The following is an 18,380-nucleotide window of genomic DNA, read 5'->3' on the forward strand; positions in this document are numbered from 1 at the left end:
ATTTGCCATGGGCGCGGTGGCGGCCATCGCGGCGGTCAAGGCCGCTCGCCCCGTGCCAGCCGGGCGTCGATCCGCGCGATCACTTCCGGCAGGTCGGCAATCGTGCCGATAACGTAATGGGCGCCGGCCGCCCGCAGCGTGGCGGCCGCCGCATCGAAGCGCCGTTCGCGTTCCTCCCCCGGCAGGGCGGCCAACTCCTGCTCCGCCAGGCCGACTTCGTTGCCCGACAGCGCGACACCCACCGTCCACATGCCTGCCGCCAGGCCTTCCGCGATGCCAGGCACGGTGTCGTCCACTTTCACGCAGGCCCGCACGTCGGTCACGCCCAGCGCCACCACGTTGTCCAGCGCCATCCATGGCCCCGGGCGGCCACCGGCCGGCAGGTCGTCGGTGGCGACCACGTGATCGACCACCAGTCCGTCGGCGGCGGCCCTGGGCAGCAGCCTGTCCACCACCACGCGCGGATAGCCGGTGCACGAGCCGATCTTCACGCCGCGCGCCCGCAACGCCGCCAGCACATCCACCGCGCCGGCGATCGGTGCCGAGTACTGGCCGACGCGCTCGACCTGCAGCGGCAGGAAGGCGCTGTACAGCGTGTCGACGTCGCTGTCCGTCATCGGTGCGCCGAAGCGCTGCTGCCAGCGCTGGGCCACGCCGTCCTGGCGGCCGAGCGCCTGGATATGGTCCCACTTGGCCAGGCCCATCGGCACGCGCGCTTCGGCCAGCGAGATGCGCACGCCGAAGCCTTCGAACGCGTCGATGAGCACCTGGGTCGGTGCGAAGGAGCCGAAATCCACCATTGTGCCGGCCCAGTCGAAGATGACGGCCTGCACTCCACCTTCGCAGGGCGCCGCGCGGCGCGGCCGCGAGATGCCCATTTCGCCCAGCACGGTGGCCACCGCGGCGACCGCGCGCTCGATATCGGCGGCTTCGATGGCGCCGATGCAGCCGACACGGAACGTTTCCACCGCGGTCAGCTTGCCGGGGTACAGGATCACGCCGTGTTCCTTGACGCGGCGATAGAACTCGCCGAAGTTCCAGTTCGGGTGATCCGGCGCATACACGGTGACGATGATGGGCGCCTGCACGTCGGCCGGCAGGAAGGAGCGCAGGCCGATGGCCGCCAGTCCTTCGACGAGCGCCTTGCAGTTGGCGCTGTAGCGGGCCAGCCGCGCGGGCTGGCCGCCCTGCTCTTCATACTGGTCCAGCGCGCAATCGAACGCGGCCACCACGTGGGTCGGCGGCGTGTAGCGCCACTGGCCGGTACGGTGCATGTAGCGCCACTGGTCGTGCAGGTCCAGCGACAGCGAATGCGCGCGGCCCTCTGCCTGCTCGAGTGCGGCGCGGCGCACCAGCACGAAGCCCATGCCCGGCACGCCTTCCAGGCACTTGTTGCTGGAGCCGATAACCGCCTCGAACGCCAGCTCGCGGCACGACAGCGGCAAGGCGCCGAAGGCACTCATGGCGTCGATCACCAGCGCGCGGCCGGCCGCAGCCACCTCGGCGGCGATGGCCGGCAGCGGATTGAGAATGCCGGTGCTGGTTTCGCAGTGGATCACGCCGACGTGGGTGATGTGCGGATCGGCGGCCAGCCGTGCGCGCACGACGGCCGGATCGACGGCGGACGTCTCGCCGAAATCCTCCACCTCGACGCGGCGGCCCATGACAGCGGCCAGCTGAGCCATCCGCTTGCCGTAGGCGCCGTTCGCCAGCACCAGCAGCTTGCCGTCACGCGGCACCAGGGTACCGATGGCCGCTTCCACGGCAAAGGTACCGGAGCCCTGCAGCGGCACGCAAACATAGTCGTCGCCGCCGTCGATGATGCCGACCAGGCGGCGGCCGATGCGCGCGGTCAGCGCGTTGAAGTCGCCGTCCCACGATCCCCAGTCGTATTGCATGGCGTTCTTCGTACGGGCGGTGGTGGTCAGGGGGCCGGGAGTCAGGAGCAGTGGTGCTTGCATGGTGTAGTCGAGAGAGGTGAAAAAATCAGTTGGCGCGCCAGCGTTGCAGGCGGTGCCCGCAGTACCAGCCGACGGTGTTCAGCAGCAGCGAGACCGCGCCGGAACAGGCGACGATCAGCGTGGCCATCGCGGCGGCGGCGGCGGTATCGCCCGCATCGTCCATGTTGAGCACGGCCAGCGAGGCCAGTTCGGTCTCGGGGCTGTAGAGGAAGATCACGCAGCTGACGGTGGTCATGCTGGAAACGAACAGGTAGCGGAAAACGTTCAGCAGCGACGGCAGCACGATGGGCAGCGTGACCCGCAGGCAGCACACCCACCAGCCCTGCCCCAGGCTGCGCGACGCGGCTTCGATCTCGCCGTCGATCTGGCGCAGCGACGTGGTCAGCGTCATGTGGGCGGTGGTATAGAAGTGGCAGACGCACGACGCCGCCATCAGCGTCATGCCGCCGTACAGGCCATGCAGCGGATTGGCGGGATGGCTGAAGAACATGGCATAGCCCAGCCCCAGCACCATGCCCGGCACCGCCATCGGGACGACGGCGATGGCGCGCACCAGCAGGGCCGCGCCGGGCGCCACCGGCTGCTTTTCCAGCAGGTAGGCGTTGACGAATACCAGCAGCGTGCCGGCGAGTGCGCTGGCGCCGGACAGCACGAAGCTGTTGCGGAAGGCGTCCCAGCCGCCGCCATCCTGGTGCTCGAAATCGAAGTGCGCCAGCGTCAGGCTCATGTCGTACGGCCACAGCTTGATGAAAGCGGCGGCCACCGCCGCGCCGGCCAGCGCCAGCAGGAACACGGCGACCGCGCCGCAGGCCAGCGACAGCAGCATGTCGCGCCCGGCGTGCGGCCTGGCGTGATACTGCACGGAGCGTCCCGTCATGCCGGCCTGTGCGCGCCGGGCCACGCGCCGCTGGATGGCGAAGCTGGCCAGCGCCGGCAGCAGCAACAGCAGGCCAATGACGGCGCCGCGCCCGAAGTCATGTTGGCCGATCACCTGCTTGTAGGCTTCCAGCGCCAGCACGCTGGTCTGGCCGCCGATCACCTTGGGCACGCCGAAATCCGTGGCGGCCATGGTCAGTACCAGCGTGGCGGCCGATACCAGGCCATAGCGGGCATTGGGCAGCGTGATCGTGATGAAGCGCCGCAGCCTGCCGGCGCCCAGCGTTTCGGCGGCCTCGTAGAGCCGCGCATCGGCCACCGACAGCGCCGCGGTCAGCACCAGCAGCGCGTGGGGAAATGTGTAGAAGGCTTCGCCCAGCACGATGCCGAGCGGCCCGTAGATGCTGGCACCGGCAGGTAGAACGGCCAGCCAGCCCTTCAGCAATCCCTGGTTGCCGAACAGGTAGACCAGCGAGATGGCCGGCATCAGCGACGGTGCCAGCAGCGGCGCCAGGCAGACCAGGCGCAGCACCGGCTTGCCGGCGATGCGCGAGCGGGTCAGCGCGAATGCCACCACGAACGCGGCGGGAAGCACCAGCGCCAGCGTCGCCACCGCGATCGTCAGGCTGTTCCACGCGGCGGCCTGGATGCGCGGTTCGGCCACCGTGCGCGCGATATCCGCGATACCGGCCCTCGTGAGAATCGCCAGCAGCGGCAGCACGAGAAACGCCAGCAGCACGGCAAGGCACAGCCATTGCAGCAGCGCAGCGAAGCGGTCGCCGGCACCGCGCACGCCTGGCATCGCCGCGCCGCGCAGTCCCGGAATCACGCCGCCGCGCGGAAGCGCCGGCAGCAGCGCAGGCAGCAAGGAGCGGCCGTTCATGCCGCACCATCGATGAAGTAGCGCACCGCGTGCGGCGCGATCGATACCGGCACACGCCCGCCCGGCACCAGCAGCGGGTAGCCTGGATCGTTGCGCGACACGTCCACCGTCAGCAGGGCATCGCGGTCGGCCGCCAGCGACAGCACGGCGCGGCGCACGCCGCCAAGGAAGTCCACCCGCTCGACGATGGCCATCGTCATGCTGCCACCGGCCGACCAGTGCGGCTCGACCCGGATATCCTCCGGGCGGCAGAATGCCGTCGCGACAGGCACCCCGGTCGGCAGGCTGCGGCCGAACGACAGGTCGCCCGAACGAACCACGCCTTCCTCATCCTGCCGCACCGGCAGCCAGTTGGCGCAGCCGATGAACCCGGCGACGAAACGGCTGGCCGGCTCGCGGTAGACCTGTTCCGGCGTACCCACCTGCTCGATGCGGCCGGCGGACATCACGGCGATCGTGTCGGCAAGCGCCAGCGCTTCTTCCTGGTCGTGCGTGACCATGATGGCGGTCACGCCGAGGCGGCGCTGCAAGGCCTTCAATTCCTGGCGCAGGCTGTCGCGCACGCGGGCATCGAGCGCCGACAAGGGTTCGTCCAGGAGCAGCAGGCTGGGCGACGTTGCCATGGCCCGCGCCAGTGCCACGCGCTGCTGCTGGCCGCCGGAAAGCTGCGCCGGATACTGCTCCTGCCGGCCATCGAGCTCCACCATCTGCAGCAGCTGCTCGACACGCGCGGCGCGTTCCCGGCGCGGCAGCTTCAGGCCATAGGCCACGTTCTGCGCCACCGTCAGGTTGGGGAACAGCGCATAGGACTGGAACACGATGCCGTAGTCGCGCTGCGCGGGCGGCAGCGCGCCGATATCGCGGCCGCCCATCACCACGGTGCCGCCGTCCTGCGCTTCCAGCCCGGCGATCACGCGCAGCAGCGTGGTCTTGCCGCAGCCGGAAGGGCCGAGCAGGCACAGGAACTCGCCGCGCCGCACCGGCAGGTCGATACGGTCCAGCACCACGGCGTCGCCGAAGCGCTTGCTGACGCCGTCGATATGCAGCCAGCCGGCTGGCGGCGCGGCCGTTTCAGCATCGGCCAGCAGGAGGTCGGTCTGTTTCATCGCACGCTCTTTACTTGGGTTCGGCCTTGCCGTCGTAGCGCCGGGTCCACTCGGCCAGGATGCGGTCGCGTTCGCGCGACGACCAGCGCAGGTCCTGCCTGACCAGCAGCGTTTCGTAATTGGCCGGAATCGCCGGATGCGGCTTGGCCACGCCCGGATAGGCGACGATGGCGAAGTTCTTCGCATACAGCTCGTTGGCGCCGCGCGAGGCCGCCCAGTCGGCCAGCCTGCGCGCGGCCGCCTGGTTCTTGCTGGCCTTGAGGATGGCGGTACCTTCCACGTCCCAGCCCAGGCCTTCCTTCGGCAGCACCACGTCGAGCGGCGCGCCGCCTTCCTTCAGCTTGGCAGCGCGGTATTCGAAGGCGATCCCGATCGGGAATTCGCCGGCCGCCGCCTGCTTGCAGGGCTTCGAGCCGGAATGCGTGTACTGGGCGATGTTCTCGTGCAGCCCGTCCATGTATGCCCAGCCCTCCTTCTCGCCGAACAGCGCCAGCCAGGCCGTGACGTCGAAATAGCCGGTGCCGCTGGAGGCGGGATGCGGCATCGCGATCCGGCCCTTGTATTCGGGCTTGAGCAGGTCCTTCCAGGATTCCGGCTTCTTCAGGCCCAGCCTGGCCGCTTCCACCGTGTTGAAGCAGATCGCCGCGCCCCACACGTCCATCCCCACCCAGGCCGGCGGCCGTGCAGTGTCGACGTAGCGCGGCGACAGCTTGTCGACACCCTTCGGCGCATAGGGCTGCAGCATGCCTTCCCTGTCCAGCAGCAGCAGCGAGGTGGCGGCCACGCCCAGCACCGCGTCGGCCTGCGGCGCGGCCTTCTCGGCCAGCAGGCGGGCGGTGATGATGCCGGTCGAATCGCGCACCCATTTCAGCTTGATGTCGGGGTTCCCGGCTTCGAACGCCGCCTGGTAGGCCTTCAGCTGGTCGGCTTCCAGCGCGGTGTAGACAGTCAGCGTGGTGGCGGCGTGGGACTGCAGGCAGGCGATCGACAGCAAGGCGGCAAGCGCGCTACGGATACGGGGGACAGGCATCGGCGACTCCGGTGAGTGGAACGGTTTTGACAGTTGCGGCCATCTTATCGGCCCTTTGTGACTGCACAATGACATCTAGACGTCTGCATTGAAAACGGAAATTTTTATCTAGTCATCTAGACGTCACTACGTTGTCACAATGGCTTATTAAGCTGCGGTTCCGGTTACTTCTCCACCATCACTAGGGATCGATGAAATGAAAAAACAAGTCCTGGCCGCCGCTCTCTGCGCAGGCTGCGCAGGCGCCGCATTGGCGCAATCGAACGTGGGCATCTACGGTGTGCTCGACCTCAGCCTCGTGAACGTTTCCGGCGCCACGCCGGGCAGCGCGGGCTTCGACGGCAACGACACCAAGGTGCAGAGCGGCACGCTGCAAGGCAGCCGGATCGGGTTTCGCGGCACGGAGGACCTGGGCGGCGGGCTGTCGGCGATCTTCACGATCGAGTCGGGCATCCTGGCCGACACGGGCGCATCCGACCAGGGCGGCCTGCTGTTCGGGCGCCAAGCCTTCGTCGGCCTCCGGAGCAGCACGCTGGGCGCGATCACGATCGGCCGGCAGTACGGCCCCGAGTACCTGGCATGGAAACTCATGGAACCGATGGATGACGGCTTCGCCGGCGCCGGCAGCAACTTCTTCGCCACCAACGGCAAGCGCGTCAACAATTCCATCAAGTACACCACGCCGACCATCAACGGCCTGACCGCCGACGTGCTGTACGGCGCCGGCGAAGTACCCGGCAAGAGCACCGCTTCGCGCGACATTGGCGGCTCGGTGACGTGGGTGCGCGGCCCCGTGGTGATCCGCGCCGGCTACAACCGGCTCGATAACGCCGCCGCCAGCGACAAGGCCGTCAACTACGTGGCCGGCGGCAGCTACGACTTCAGGGTCGTCAAGGCGATCGCCATCTACGGCAACAACAAGGGCACCGGCAGCATCGACAACCGCGATTTCCTGCTTGGCGCATCGGTCCCCGTCGGCGCCAGCACGTTCCTGGCCAGCTACATCCGCAAGGACGACAAGAGCGGCGCGAACAAGGATGCGCACCAGGTCGCGGTCACCTGGACCCATGACCTCTCGAAGCGCACCATCGCCTACGTGTCGGCCGCGCGCGTGAGCAACCGGAATGGCGCCAGCTACCACACCTACAACGCCACGCTGCCGGCGGCAACGCAGGCGGGCGCGGTGGCGGGTACGCGCGAGGTGAACATCGGCCTGCGCCACGCATTCTGATGGCCACCGTTCGTCAAGCCGGCATCGCCGATCTCCCGGCGCTGGCCCGGCTCTTCGCGCAGCTCGGCTATCCCAACACGGTGGCGCAGCTGGAACAGCGCTGGCCGGACTTCCATGGCCGCGATGCCGATTGCTGGGTTGCCGTCAGCGGCGACGATGTCATCGGCGTGCTGGCGCAGAACTACGTGCTGCCCTTGAACACCGCCGCGCAGTACGCGGTCGTGAGTGCCTTCGTGGTGGATGAAGCGGTGCGGCGCAGCGGGGCCGGGAGAGCGCTGATGCGCTGCGCCGAGCGGGAGGCGGTGCGGCGGGGCTGCACGCACACGGAGCTTTCCAGCAGCATGCGGCGGCCGGTGGCGCATCTGTTTTATCTGGACTACGGGTTCGTGGAAGTGCCGAAGCGCTTCGTGAAGGAGTATGCGGCGCGGGCACGGATAGCGAAGGATCGTAGCGAGGGTTGATAGCGAGGAGGACGGCAAGGAGTGCGCGGGAACGGGGCGGCAAAACTGTCGCGCCGATCCGACAATGTTTCAAAAGTTAAATTATTGCAAAGCTGATTGCTTACAATGACCCGGCGGCCGCCCGCGCGGCCGCGCCCTGTCGCCCTCTCTCCAGCCACATAAAAACATGCCCATGAAAATTCGCCCGCCTGTCGTGTTGCGCCGTTCCGTTGCCGCCATGTGTATCCATGCGGCGCTCTATCCCCAGATGGCGGCTGCGCAGCAGGCGGCGCAGGAGGTAGCCCAGGACAGCCAGATCGAAGTCGTCACGGTCACGGCGCAAAAGCGCAAGGAAGATCCGGCCAAGGTGGCCATGAGCATTTCCGCCATCAGCGGCTCGCAGCTGCAGTCGCAGCACGTCAACGACATTACCGACCTCACGCGCGTGGTGCCCAACATCTCGTTCACCGCGGCCACCGGCAATGGCGGCGCCGGCCCGGGCACGTCGAACATCGAAGTGCGCGGCATCAGTTCGGGCGCCGGCGCGGCCACGGTCGGCATCTACCTGGGCGACGTGTCGCTCACGGTCGGCAATGTGTACACCATGGGCGCGGTGGAACCGAAGTTCTTCGACATCGACCGCGTGGAAGTGCTGCGCGGACCGCAGGCCACGCTGTACGGCGCCAGCTCGATGGGCGGCACCATCAAGTTCGTGCCGAACGAGCCGGACCTGCAGGAGCGCGCATTCGAGACCTACGCCGAAACGTCCTCGCTGCGCGGCGGCGGCATGAATTATTCCGCATCGGCCGTGGCCAACCTGCCGCTGGTCGCCAACGAGCTGGCGCTGCGCGTCGGCGTGCAGGCCCAGCGCGCCGGCGGCTTCATCGACCAGGTCGACGGCGACGGCGCCGTGCTGGCGAAGGACATCAACCGGGTGGACGACCAGGAAGTGCGCGTGGCGCTGAAGTGGAAGCCGTCCGCCAGGCTGACGGTGTCGCCGTCGGTGTACTACCAGAAGGTGGATGCCAAGGATATCTCGGCCTTCAACATCGAACTGCCCGAGTGGCAGGCGCGGAAGCAGATCCGCGAACCGTCGAAGGACATCCTGCAGACGGCCACGGTGCTGGTCAACTGGGACCTGGGCTGGGCCGACCTCACCTCGAGCACCAGCCATTTCAAGCGCAAGTTCGACCGCACCCAGAACGGCTCGGCCTACAACAGCTATTCGCTGTCGACCTTCCTCACCTCGACGGAAGACGGCGGCACGGCGCCGCCCGAGCTGATCGAGGCCATCGCCGCCCTGCCCTCCGCCGTGCTGCTGAACAACCGGGTGCGGCAGGTGTCGCAGGAACTGCGCCTGGCGTCGCGGCCGTATATCGCGGACAAGTACGGCCAGGCCCTGTCGCCATGGACCTGGCTGGCCGGCCTGTACGTATCGAACCAGCACACCAACATCAACGAGAACGACCCGATCTTCGGCGTCAACGACACGTTCGCGCAGTTCGGCTTCAGCAGCGCCGACCCGGACCTGCTGCCGGACGCCCGGCCGAACGCCTTCCCGAACGATAACGCCTTCATGGGCATCTTCCATTATCACGAGAAGCAAAGCTCGGTGTTCGGCGAAGCGAACTACTACTTCACGCCGACCCTGCACGTGACGGTGGGCGCGCGCTACCTGAAGGGCACCTCCACGCTCGACCAGCAGAACGGCCTGTACCTCGCAGGCGCCGGCAACAACAGCAGCGCGCGCCTGTCGTCGCATGCCTTCATGCCGAAATACGCGGTGACCTGGGAAGTCGATCCCGCCCATACCGTCTACGGCACCGTGGCCAAGGGCTTCCGGCTGGGCGGCTCGAACGTGTTCGTGCCTCCCACCACCTGCGGCCCCGACCTGGAAGCGAACGGGCTAGCCGAAGGCCCGGCGACCTATGCACCGGACAGCCTGTGGAACTACGAGATGGGCAGCAAGTCGCGCTTCCTGAACAACCGGCTGTCGCTGAACGCCGCGCTGTTCTACGCGAAGTGGAAGAACATCCAGCAAGGCGTGTACCTGCCGACCTGCACGTACACCTACAACGCCAACGCCGGCAATGCCGTCAGCAAGGGTGTCGAGATCGACATCAAGGCCAAGCCCCTGCCCGGCCTCACGCTGGGCGCGGCCGGTGGCTACGTGAATGCCGAACTGTCGAATGACGAAGGGATCCAGAACGGCGTGATCGGCGCGGTGCGCGGCGCCAAGGTGCAGGGGGTACCGAAGTACAACGCCTCGGTGACCGCCCAATACAACTTCGCGGTGGGTGGCAGCATGAGCGGCTACGTGGCCGGTGGGGTGCAGTGGGTGGGACCGAGCAAGGGCTCGCTCAATCCGGAACTGATCGACTACGAGCGGCCTTCGTATCACACCGCCGACCTGAGTGGCGGGCTGGCGTTCTCGCGGTACAAGCTGAGCGTGTTCGTGAAGAATGTGCTGGATGACGATACCGTGATTCAGCATCCGCAGGTGGCGTCGATCGTGCAGGGGTACCGCGTGGCACCGCGCAGTATCGGGGTGAGTTTGGCGGCGAAGTTTTGAGAAAGTGACTGCAACGCAGCTTACCTGGTCCGGATCGCACCGGCACTTGTTCAGCAGCCTGCATGCCCCTTCCGGAAGCGCCGGAGCCAGGTACGCCCGGCGCTTCCCTCCTGGAGGACTCGATGAAAGAGTTTCACCACATTTCACAAGCCGACTGCGCGGAGGTCGTGGAAGGCCCCGCCCCGGCGGCATTGCCGATCGTTCGCTACAAGACGGCGAACATCGATGGCGTGGAGGTGTTCTATCGCGAAGCCGGGCCGGTGGGCGCGCCGGTCCTCCTGCTCCTGCACGGGTTTCCAACCTCTTCCCACATGTTCCGCAACCTCATTCCCGTGCTGGCGAAACGCTACCACGTGATCGCGCCCGATTATCCCGGCTTTGGCCAGAGCGGGGTGCCCGACCGGTCCGCGTTCGCGTACACCTTCGCCAACCTGGCGACCATCATCGACAAGCTGACGGTCTTGCTGGGCGCGATGAAGTACAGCATGTACCTGATGGACTACGGCGCCCCGATCGGCTATCGGCTCGCACTCGCGCACCCCGACCGTATCCAGGCACTGGTCATCCAGAACGGGAATGCCTATGACGAGGGCATCGCGGGCGCATTCTGGGATCCGTTCAAGGCTTATTGGGCGGATGGATCGCAGGCCAGCCGCGAGGCGCTTGCCCGCTTCGTCACGCTGGAAACGACCAGGCTTCATTACATGGATGGCATGAGCGACATCGCCCGCGTCAGCCCGGACAGCTGGATGATCGACCAGGCATTGCTCGACCGGCCCGGTATCCGCGATATCCACCTCGACCTGTTTCACGACTATGGCAGCAATGTCGCGCTGTATCCGGAATTCCAGGCATTCTTCCGGCGCTGCAAGCCGCCCGCGCTGATCCTGTGGGGGAAGAACGATCCGATCTTTCCGGAGGCGGGGGCGCACCCTTACTTGCGCGACCTGCCCAGGGCGGAGCTGCATGTTCTCGATACGGGGCACTATGCGCTGGAGGACAAGTTCAATGCGATGGTGCCGCTGATCGGTGATTTTTTGGAGCGGAACTCGTGGGGGCGGTATCGGTCTTGAGGGTGGTGCCTCGCGGCCCACGGGAGTGGACCGGGCTTGATGCGATGAATGCCGCCAGTTCGTCCAGCGTCGCTTGGGAGTGCTTCCTCACGGCATAGAAAAAAATACAGTGCTATGGAAAGACGTAGCAATCCAAGCAGGATGGTATCGACATCATGGGCCGTAGTTTCGCGCCCTAGCGCTCAGAGAGCAGCAAGGTATTCAACAGATTTAATTCATTCGAAGCCATGAAGTAGCGGTCATCGAAAACCTGTGCCAATCTGAGCGGTTCAACCACTCCGACTACGGCACACCACGGGAAGGACCTGTATCGTGCGATGGGTGGCATCGCCGCAGACCCGACGCACAACGATTTGCTGAGAGCGTTGAGCCAAAGGTCCGAGTCGCGCAACTCGAAAAACAGTCCACTGTTAGCCACTTCCGCTTGCATGAACTGCAGATAACCTGCGGGCACTGCGACCCAGGTGTTGGGCGATTTCAGGTCCTTCAACGTACTGAATTCAACAGCTGAGTCCTGATTGTCGCGACGCAGCAGCTCTGCCAGAGACTTGGCAGGTGTACGGAGCGTGTTCGGATAGCCCTTGTCTCCATCGATTTGATAAAGCTGGTTGAGTAGCTTGCGAGTCGACTGGGCAGTCTCGGCTTCGTGCCCTTCGAAAGTGAAAACTTCCTGCTTTGCGAAGGCCCCCCAATTTTCGACAATCACTGGCCCCGCGAAATATGTATGGTCGGGGAAACTGCTCGTTTCGCTGTAACAAAGTAAAGGGGAGATGGCGTTCGTGGCCAACTCCCGCATTGATGACAGTTCAGATTCCTTGACAACAGTCCGGCTATCGACATCCTTTTTACCCACGGCCTGGAGCTTCGTGCGGGAGAATAGCTCGACAATATTTGCGCCAGCAGCTTTGACCAGGCCAACCCGGAGCGGATCCTTTCCTCGAAGCTTGAGTACTTCGGCTTCCTTGAGGAAATTGCTCACGTGTTGGGACATGATGCTGATCAGTTCTTCGGTACCGACCGCCCCGACAGGTACGAGTGCCAAAGGCTGCCGCAAGCCTGCGTCTCCCGTTATGCGCGTATAGATGGTCGACCGCAGCATCACGAGGAGGGTGAGCAAATCCAGTGACTGCCGCAACCACTGGCGCTTGTCCGTCGGACCATCGCCAATGATGAAGTCGTCGACCATCATCACTAACTGCCGGGGAACACTATCCCCGGAAACTTTTACCCCCTCCTCATTTAGATACTGACCACGGCCGCGATAGATCAACTGAGCGATTTCCATCAAGGCCGCTTCGATGTTGAATCGAGGAACCGTCGCGATAATCCAGTCAGTTTTTGGGAACGAGACACCCCGCGCGCCGGAGGACGTCATGAGGAATACCCGAACTTCGTCGCGAGTCTCGGGCTCGACCAATTGCTTCCTGCGCCAACCTGGTACCGACGAGTCCAGAATTTGCACATTCTCATCGCCAAGCCCAAACGTTCTCCGGCGGGCAAGGAGGTCTTTCAAACTGCTCAAAAACAGCTTGTCTTGAGCGAAATAGATTACCTGCGCGGCACCTTTACTCAAGGCGTGGCAGATTTCTTCAGCCGCGGACTCCAGAAGCTTCGCTTCGGCTTCGCGTCGAATCGCCTGGCGAGGAGTTTCCAGCAGGCCCTGGCTGGTTTCTTCAGGATGGATTGACGTCATCCGAACGCGATAATGAATCCCCAGCTCACTCGCGGGATAGCTGTTGGTCATTACATGAAATGTCTTTGTCTTGACTCCGCCAATTTTTATGTCGGTGACTGCGATGCGAAATGCACGGTCGCCCTCTGAACGAGAGATGAGCACTTTGTCCGGCGTACGATCGCCGGCGTTGAGGTATCGGTCCAGGACCACCTCGTTGCCCAGGGACGCGTCAGAGACAATTAGTGTCACCGTAAACGGACTGGGTTCGTCTTCAAAACAATGTATGAACTCGTTACGGAGCCACTTCGCTACCGCGTGCACAAAAGGCGCGCCCGCCCCATCGCCTGCCAATTCGTCGACCATGACAACGATGTTCGGGATGCTTTCTGCGAACTTTTTTCGTTCCTTGATGGCCGCGTGAACATGGTTGCAAGGATTATTGAAGAGGCTGGAAAGCGCGTCCATGGTCGTTTTCCCGCCCCCCCGATCCCGGAATCCTTGCAGTGCGGCGGTCATGACGACACGATTCACGTTCGGGTTCAACACGAGCAACTCTCGCGTTGTCGCTGCCATTCCTTTGAGAACGCCAACCAGCGATTTCTCGCTGACCCGGTCTTCATTTTCCGAAAGCGTATCTTTCCTTATCCTGCTGCTGGCGAAGTTGTCCTCGATTTCTTGCTCAGTTTCTGGTTCCAGCACAAGAATGGTGCCAGCCGCAGGCTTGACCAGGTTACGAACACCGTCCGCTACGACCGCGCCTTCGATATGCCGGCTCTGTGCCTTGCCTTCCTTTACCTGCTGCAGATGCCACCGCTGTGCGGAAGCAATCAGTTGCGCGTTCGTGGTAACGGTGAGAATGCCGGTCGGCTCGCCCTCGTAGCGTGCGAGGCTTTCCGTGACATCACGGTTGATGACGACTCGCGGGCTCACATATAGGAACAAATAGCCCTCCTGTTTTGCTCCCAGGTGCTTGCGGACCGCCGTCGTCTTGCCGATTCCTGGATTCCCCTCCAGCGCAATGACATTGAGTTTTCCGGCCGCCTCTCTCTCCATGCCGGCAACGACCGCAGCGGCATGCAGGTCCCTGAGTGAAATACCCTGGCCATCGACATCGTATTTTGCAAAGGCTGCGGACATCGCGACTTTCGCTGGCTGGCCGAGGAAATCGGTAAGTTCGGCGTCGTGCTCGACCATATCGAGCGACGCCGCCAAACTGAACTTCTCCATCGGGTTCGCGAACCTGGGCAGGTTCTCGTGGAAATCGAACTGGTAGTCTTCGCCCGGCTTCGGCATGGCGCGGAGACCTTTCATGCCACGCTGAAGCGCGGCCGGCAGCTTTCGCAACACACTGTTGAACACTGCTTCCGTTTGCTCGGTCAAGCCATCCTCGTCGCCATCGGCCATTTTTTTTGTGTGGCGGTATGCATGGGCCATCTGCTCCATGAGCGCGCGGTCAGTGCCTCCTTGCTGGTCATCGAAACGGGCAGCAAGGCTTTCGAGCCCGTTCGGTGTGATGGCCAATGCACGAACGACGCAGGGATTGGCCATGACACCGGCGGCACGAAGTGTCCTGATGGTGGACTCGCCATAAGCGCTGGCCTGGCACAGCTTGTAGAGCGGCTTGTCGTGGCCAGAGAGTGCGTTCAGGTGATTTCGGATGTCGCTCGATAGCTCGAAACGTTCGCCATCGACTTCAGCGGCTACGCGGGCAAAGACGCTGCGTGAGTCGACGAAACGCCGATGCCTGACGATTTCGTCGAGATGCGCATCCTGGTCGCGAAAATCACCGAGCTCGGAAGGCATATCGTACGAGTACTCCTGCACCAGGAGGTGGTCTTCACGCGAATCCCCGGATAACCAAAGCAGGAAGTCGGCATTGGCTGGCATTCCCTTTGCAGACAGGGCAGGATCGGCGGCACCAGAAAGCCCGAACTCCTTTACAAACGCCAGACGATTCGCGAGCCGGGCCTCTGCCGGAGCACTGGAACTGCCGGGTAGCGCCAACGGGCACCAGATAGCTCGCAAGCGGAGGCTACCGGCTTCTATGCGCCTGCACAAAGGCTTCAGATATTCACGCATCGCCGTATATCCGAGTCCATATGCTGTCAGAGCCATATGCTCGATCGCCGCCTTGACAACGTCTCGCGAAGTTTCATCCAGCAGGTCAAGCTCGCGGATGACACAGGCTGACACGCTCAGGAGCCGGGTTTCGCGCCACAAAAGCAAGCCAGGATGTTCCGGTGGCAACAGCTTCAACTCGATCAAGCATGCGAGCACGCCTCGCTTGACCAGAACTTCGTAGGCTTGCCCCCAGATCGCCGCTTGCTGTTGGAAAGATAGCTGGCTCATGCCAAATCCCTGTCCTTGTGCAGGACCTTCGTTACGTGAGCCAGGACTGCAGGTACCGACAGCAATACCGAACGGCCTCCTCTACGGCTCATGATTTCGACTTCGCCTGCCGCCGCGGTCGTTGTTGGCGATGACCAGTCGAAAGGATCGAGCACGGGCAACAAGTGGGTCTTGTCCGAAGGTTTCTCGCTTTCCATGAAATGAATCGCGCGCAAAACGGCAACGAGCGACTTGCGCACTCCCTCTCCAGCACCGACACCGAGAATGTTCTGACGCACGGTTTCGTTAAGCTGCATATCGGATAGCCGCTGTTCCACATCGAAGAAGTAAGTGCAAAATCCAGACTGTGGGCGTGACTCCTCACCCACCACCGACAGCGTCGCAAAGGTATATATCGGCATCAGGCTACGCAGCACGTCGGGGGCGATTTCGTCATACATTGCTTGATGGTCCTTGAAAGACACGACTTCAAACGCGCTCTCGTGGCTGGCGCGCCGGCGTAGCCTGGTGGCCGGGAAGACGTCTCGCCGGAGTGTATAGAGAAATACGCCAGGGAAGCGCTTTGCGGCGTCGTCGAGAAATTCCAAGGTGCCATGGGGCGAGTGCCGTTCCGCGGCACGCCCGATATGCCGGTTCCCGTAGTGGTGCGACAGAAGCACGATATGCTCGAACCCATCCTTCTGCAGGCGGGATATCTCCTCGAGAATTGACTGCGGCGTATTGAAGTCCTTGCGAGTATCGACAACCCGCGACTGCATCTGGTCGAAACGCACGACTCCCTGGCCGTTCTCCCTGGAAGCTTTGTAGGTGCGGCTGATAAAAAGGAAGCCATCCGCATCCGCGTGGCCCGGATAAAGGTCACATGGCCGCGTTACATAGGTGACGAGCGCCACCTTCTCGAGCTCTCCGGGCATGTCGAATTTCACCGGCTGGCTCCCGAGCAGTGCGTGAAGAGCACCGCGCTTCTTCCACCGATAGCCGTCGGCAGGATTGCGGTCCAAAGTTGTAAGACCTTGCAGCTTGACCGGCAGCTCACGCGAAAGCGTTTTTTCCAGGGCCTGGCTTACCGAATAGATCGCCGTATTGCCATCATGCGCGTCTTCTTCCCGCGAGCTCTTCTTCCCGCTGTGCTGCAGCCGCACCATCGTCATCGAAACGGGGCGGTTCAATGCCGTGGCAGTACGCCTCACTACCTCCCACAGCGCCACATAAGTCAGCAAGGAGAATGCAGTAAGAACCGCGGCACGTAGTTGCTCGCTCCGGGCCCTGTCCACCTCGGCGACCCGGCTCAGTTTGAGCGTTTTCAGGTCGTACTCGACCTGGACTCCCGCGCCGGCCATGAATGCGGCTTCGTTCGGGATATCGCTTGACCAGTCCAGCTTTTCTTTCGTCCAGCGGAATGGAACGAGGCGCACCGGCAGAACCGCGGAAGACAAATCTCTCTCAATGGTGATTTGTTCCGCATCCCCCGAAGGTGTGAAGGACCGCTCCTGGAGCTGGGTCTGTACTGAGTAGCTTGCAATACTGCCTGGAACAACAGGCATGTCCGAGATCGTCAAGTGGGCAAACCAGACAACCGAGTTCGGGCCTTTTTCAGCCTCCTTCAGGACATTCGTTTTCGATGACGTCAGCGATTCCACCGCGTCCCAGTTCACGATTTCGCGGCCCAGTGCTACCGTGAACTTGTCGACTCCGCGATTGACAACGTCCACCAGGGTACGAGACTTCGTCTGCAGCACGGACACCAGCTCGTCGGCGATGTCGTCCATGGCCTTGGACCGCCGGGTGAGCCGGTCGTGCAAAATCGTCAGCGTCCTGACAGGGTCGAGCTTGAGCTGGCTCGCGATACTCGCAGCCGTTGCTCCCAGGTCGAGCGCTTCGGCATCATCGATCGACTTGGGAATGACGAGATAAAGCAGTATGAGTTCGGCGACCGGCCTCTTCACATTCTGTTCTGGCCCTGGCGCGGCCAGTACGCGCTCATGAATGCGGGAAAGCCGGGTGTCAAAGGCGGACATGCCTGATTGCGGATTCTGGCCGTTGACCCGGAAACGGTACGACACCTCACGAACGGTGTTAAAACCACGGGCCGGCTCAGTGCGGGTCTCGAACAGTTGAACCGACCACTCAGCCCACGCAGGCAGGCAATGATAGAAAAGAGCCTTGCGCAGATGGTCGCCAAACTCGGAGTTGTTCCCGAGACCGTACGCAGAACTGACATCGAGTAGCAGCGAATCCGCCTCGATACCGGCGAACATATCGAAGCACTCGCGCACCCTGCCGACATACGCCTTCATCCCGGGCCGATTGCTCTGCGCGGCGACACACTCCATCAAGCGCAAGGTGACCTGCAGCCGCACGCGGGACAAAGCTTCGTCGTCCAGGAAGTCCAACAGCTGTCGAATTTGACTCCCAGGTCGCGTGCCCTGGCTTCGAACGGCTGTAACAACCTCTTCGATAAACATCTCCTCTTGTCCATCTTTCCGCAACTTCGTCGCAATGCCGTTGAGGAGTACGTCGAGCCAGTTCCGGCCGTCTATGGTCTCGATTGCCGACAGTACCCGCGCTACATCTTTCGAACGCTCATCGGACTTACGGCCGGGAGCGGCGAACTGGATTGGTACCATCGTCGCGGTCTTGGGGAACTCGGGCACGCGCTCACCGACACTCTTCGCAAGGACTTCGAGCGCTTTGCTCAGGGAGGGAATGGTCAAGGCGCTGAAGTCAACGTCAGCCATCAACGCGTCGAGCTCGCTGGAGATTGCGTCGCGCAGCTTCTCGACAGCATGCGCCGTGGCCGGCTCCGAACCCGGCACAAGCCGGCCACCAAGCTTGGCAGTAGTACCGAAGGGAGGAATTTCCACATCCCGTATGAAGCCAGTCTCGGTGCCTGGCACGAACTCGGGCTGGAACGAAGGGTTGGCCACGAGTCGCTGGATCACGCTTCGTGTGTTCAGGTGAAGGGTCGTGCCTTCCAATCGCATGAATGGCATCGCGGAGATGCCTCCTTCCCCCTTGGGTACCGCCTTCGCGACCAGGTCGGCCAGCTTGGCGAGTTGGAGAGAAGGGGTACGGTCGCGCGCGGATACGCTCGACCCACCGCGGATCGCGGAGGACATGAGTCAGCTCCTTTCATTGGCCAGCTACGCCACTTCCCAACGCGTCGATTCGATGCGAGGGGTTT

10 protein-coding genes and 1 pseudogene are annotated in these 18,380 nt (G+C 63.4%); 4 read left to right on the plus strand and 7 right to left on the minus strand.

What is annotated here, in order from left to right; genetic code table 11:
* Nucleotides 1-35: 35 nt before the first annotated feature.
* From phnX to EYF70_RS22175, 5 genes and pseudogenes are all read right to left on the minus strand, one after another.
* Complete coding sequence (gene phnX / locus EYF70_RS31720; RefSeq protein ID WP_260117426.1) at nucleotides 36-878, minus strand: phosphonoacetaldehyde hydrolase; 843 nt, start codon at nucleotides 876-878, stop codon at nucleotides 36-38.
* Nucleotides 858-1,961: pseudogene (locus EYF70_RS31725) on the minus strand (2-aminoethylphosphonate--pyruvate transaminase); the annotation flags it as partial. The gene phnX and the pseudogene EYF70_RS31725, both read right to left, overlap by 21 nt.
* 25 nt (nucleotides 1,962-1,986) lie before the next feature.
* Nucleotides 1,987-3,720 (minus strand): putative 2-aminoethylphosphonate ABC transporter permease subunit, encoded by a 1,734-nt coding sequence (locus EYF70_RS22165; RefSeq protein ID WP_229420504.1) that lies wholly within the window; start codon nucleotides 3,718-3,720, stop codon nucleotides 1,987-1,989.
* Complete coding sequence (locus EYF70_RS22170) at nucleotides 3,717-4,826, minus strand: ATP-binding cassette domain-containing protein (protein WP_131147333.1); 1,110 nt, start codon at nucleotides 4,824-4,826, stop codon at nucleotides 3,717-3,719. The genes EYF70_RS22165 and EYF70_RS22170 overlap by 4 nt, the downstream gene beginning before the upstream one ends.
* 10 nt (nucleotides 4,827-4,836) lie before the next feature.
* Nucleotides 4,837-5,856, minus strand: a complete 1,020-nt coding sequence (locus tag EYF70_RS22175) for a putative 2-aminoethylphosphonate ABC transporter substrate-binding protein (RefSeq protein ID WP_131147334.1) — start codon at nucleotides 5,854-5,856, stop codon at nucleotides 4,837-4,839.
* 196 nt (nucleotides 5,857-6,052) lie between these two features.
* Here EYF70_RS22175 and EYF70_RS22180 point away from each other — a divergent pair, with 196 nt between their 5' ends.
* From EYF70_RS22180 to EYF70_RS22195, 4 genes are all read left to right on the plus strand, one after another.
* Nucleotides 6,053-7,087 (plus strand): porin, encoded by a 1,035-nt coding sequence (locus EYF70_RS22180; protein WP_131147335.1) that lies wholly within the window; start codon nucleotides 6,053-6,055, stop codon nucleotides 7,085-7,087.
* A complete protein-coding gene (locus EYF70_RS22185; RefSeq protein WP_131147336.1) occupies nucleotides 7,087-7,548 on the plus strand; it encodes a GNAT family N-acetyltransferase in 462 nt (153 codons plus the stop codon). Before EYF70_RS22180 ends, EYF70_RS22185 begins: the two co-directional genes overlap by 1 nt.
* Before the next feature lie 172 nt (nucleotides 7,549-7,720).
* Nucleotides 7,721-10,099 carry a TonB-dependent receptor gene (locus tag EYF70_RS22190; protein WP_229420505.1) on the plus strand — a complete coding sequence of 793 codons (2,379 nt, stop codon included), beginning with the start codon at nucleotides 7,721-7,723 and terminating at the stop codon, nucleotides 10,097-10,099.
* A 122-nt stretch (nucleotides 10,100-10,221) separates the two neighbouring features.
* The gene (locus tag EYF70_RS22195; RefSeq protein ID WP_131147337.1) at nucleotides 10,222-11,172 is read left to right on the plus strand and encodes an alpha/beta fold hydrolase; all 951 of its coding nucleotides are present in this window, start codon (nucleotides 10,222-10,224) and stop codon (nucleotides 11,170-11,172) included.
* A 175-nt stretch (nucleotides 11,173-11,347) separates the two neighbouring features.
* Here the strand turns inward: EYF70_RS22195 and EYF70_RS22200 are convergent, their stop codons facing one another.
* Together EYF70_RS22200 and EYF70_RS22205 are read right to left on the minus strand one after the other, a co-directional pair.
* The gene (locus EYF70_RS22200; RefSeq protein WP_131147338.1) at nucleotides 11,348-15,196 is read right to left on the minus strand and encodes a helicase; all 3,849 of its coding nucleotides are present in this window, start codon (nucleotides 15,194-15,196) and stop codon (nucleotides 11,348-11,350) included.
* Entirely contained in the window at nucleotides 15,193-18,315 is a 3,123-nt protein-coding gene (locus EYF70_RS22205; RefSeq protein ID WP_131147339.1) for a hypothetical protein, read from the minus strand. The genes EYF70_RS22200 and EYF70_RS22205 overlap by 4 nt, the downstream gene beginning before the upstream one ends.
* Between the last annotated feature and the right edge of the window lie 65 nt (nucleotides 18,316-18,380).

The organism is Pseudoduganella albidiflava, assembly GCF_004322755.1.
In the GTDB taxonomy this organism is placed as follows: domain Bacteria; phylum Pseudomonadota; class Gammaproteobacteria; order Burkholderiales; family Burkholderiaceae_D; genus Rugamonas; species Rugamonas albidiflava.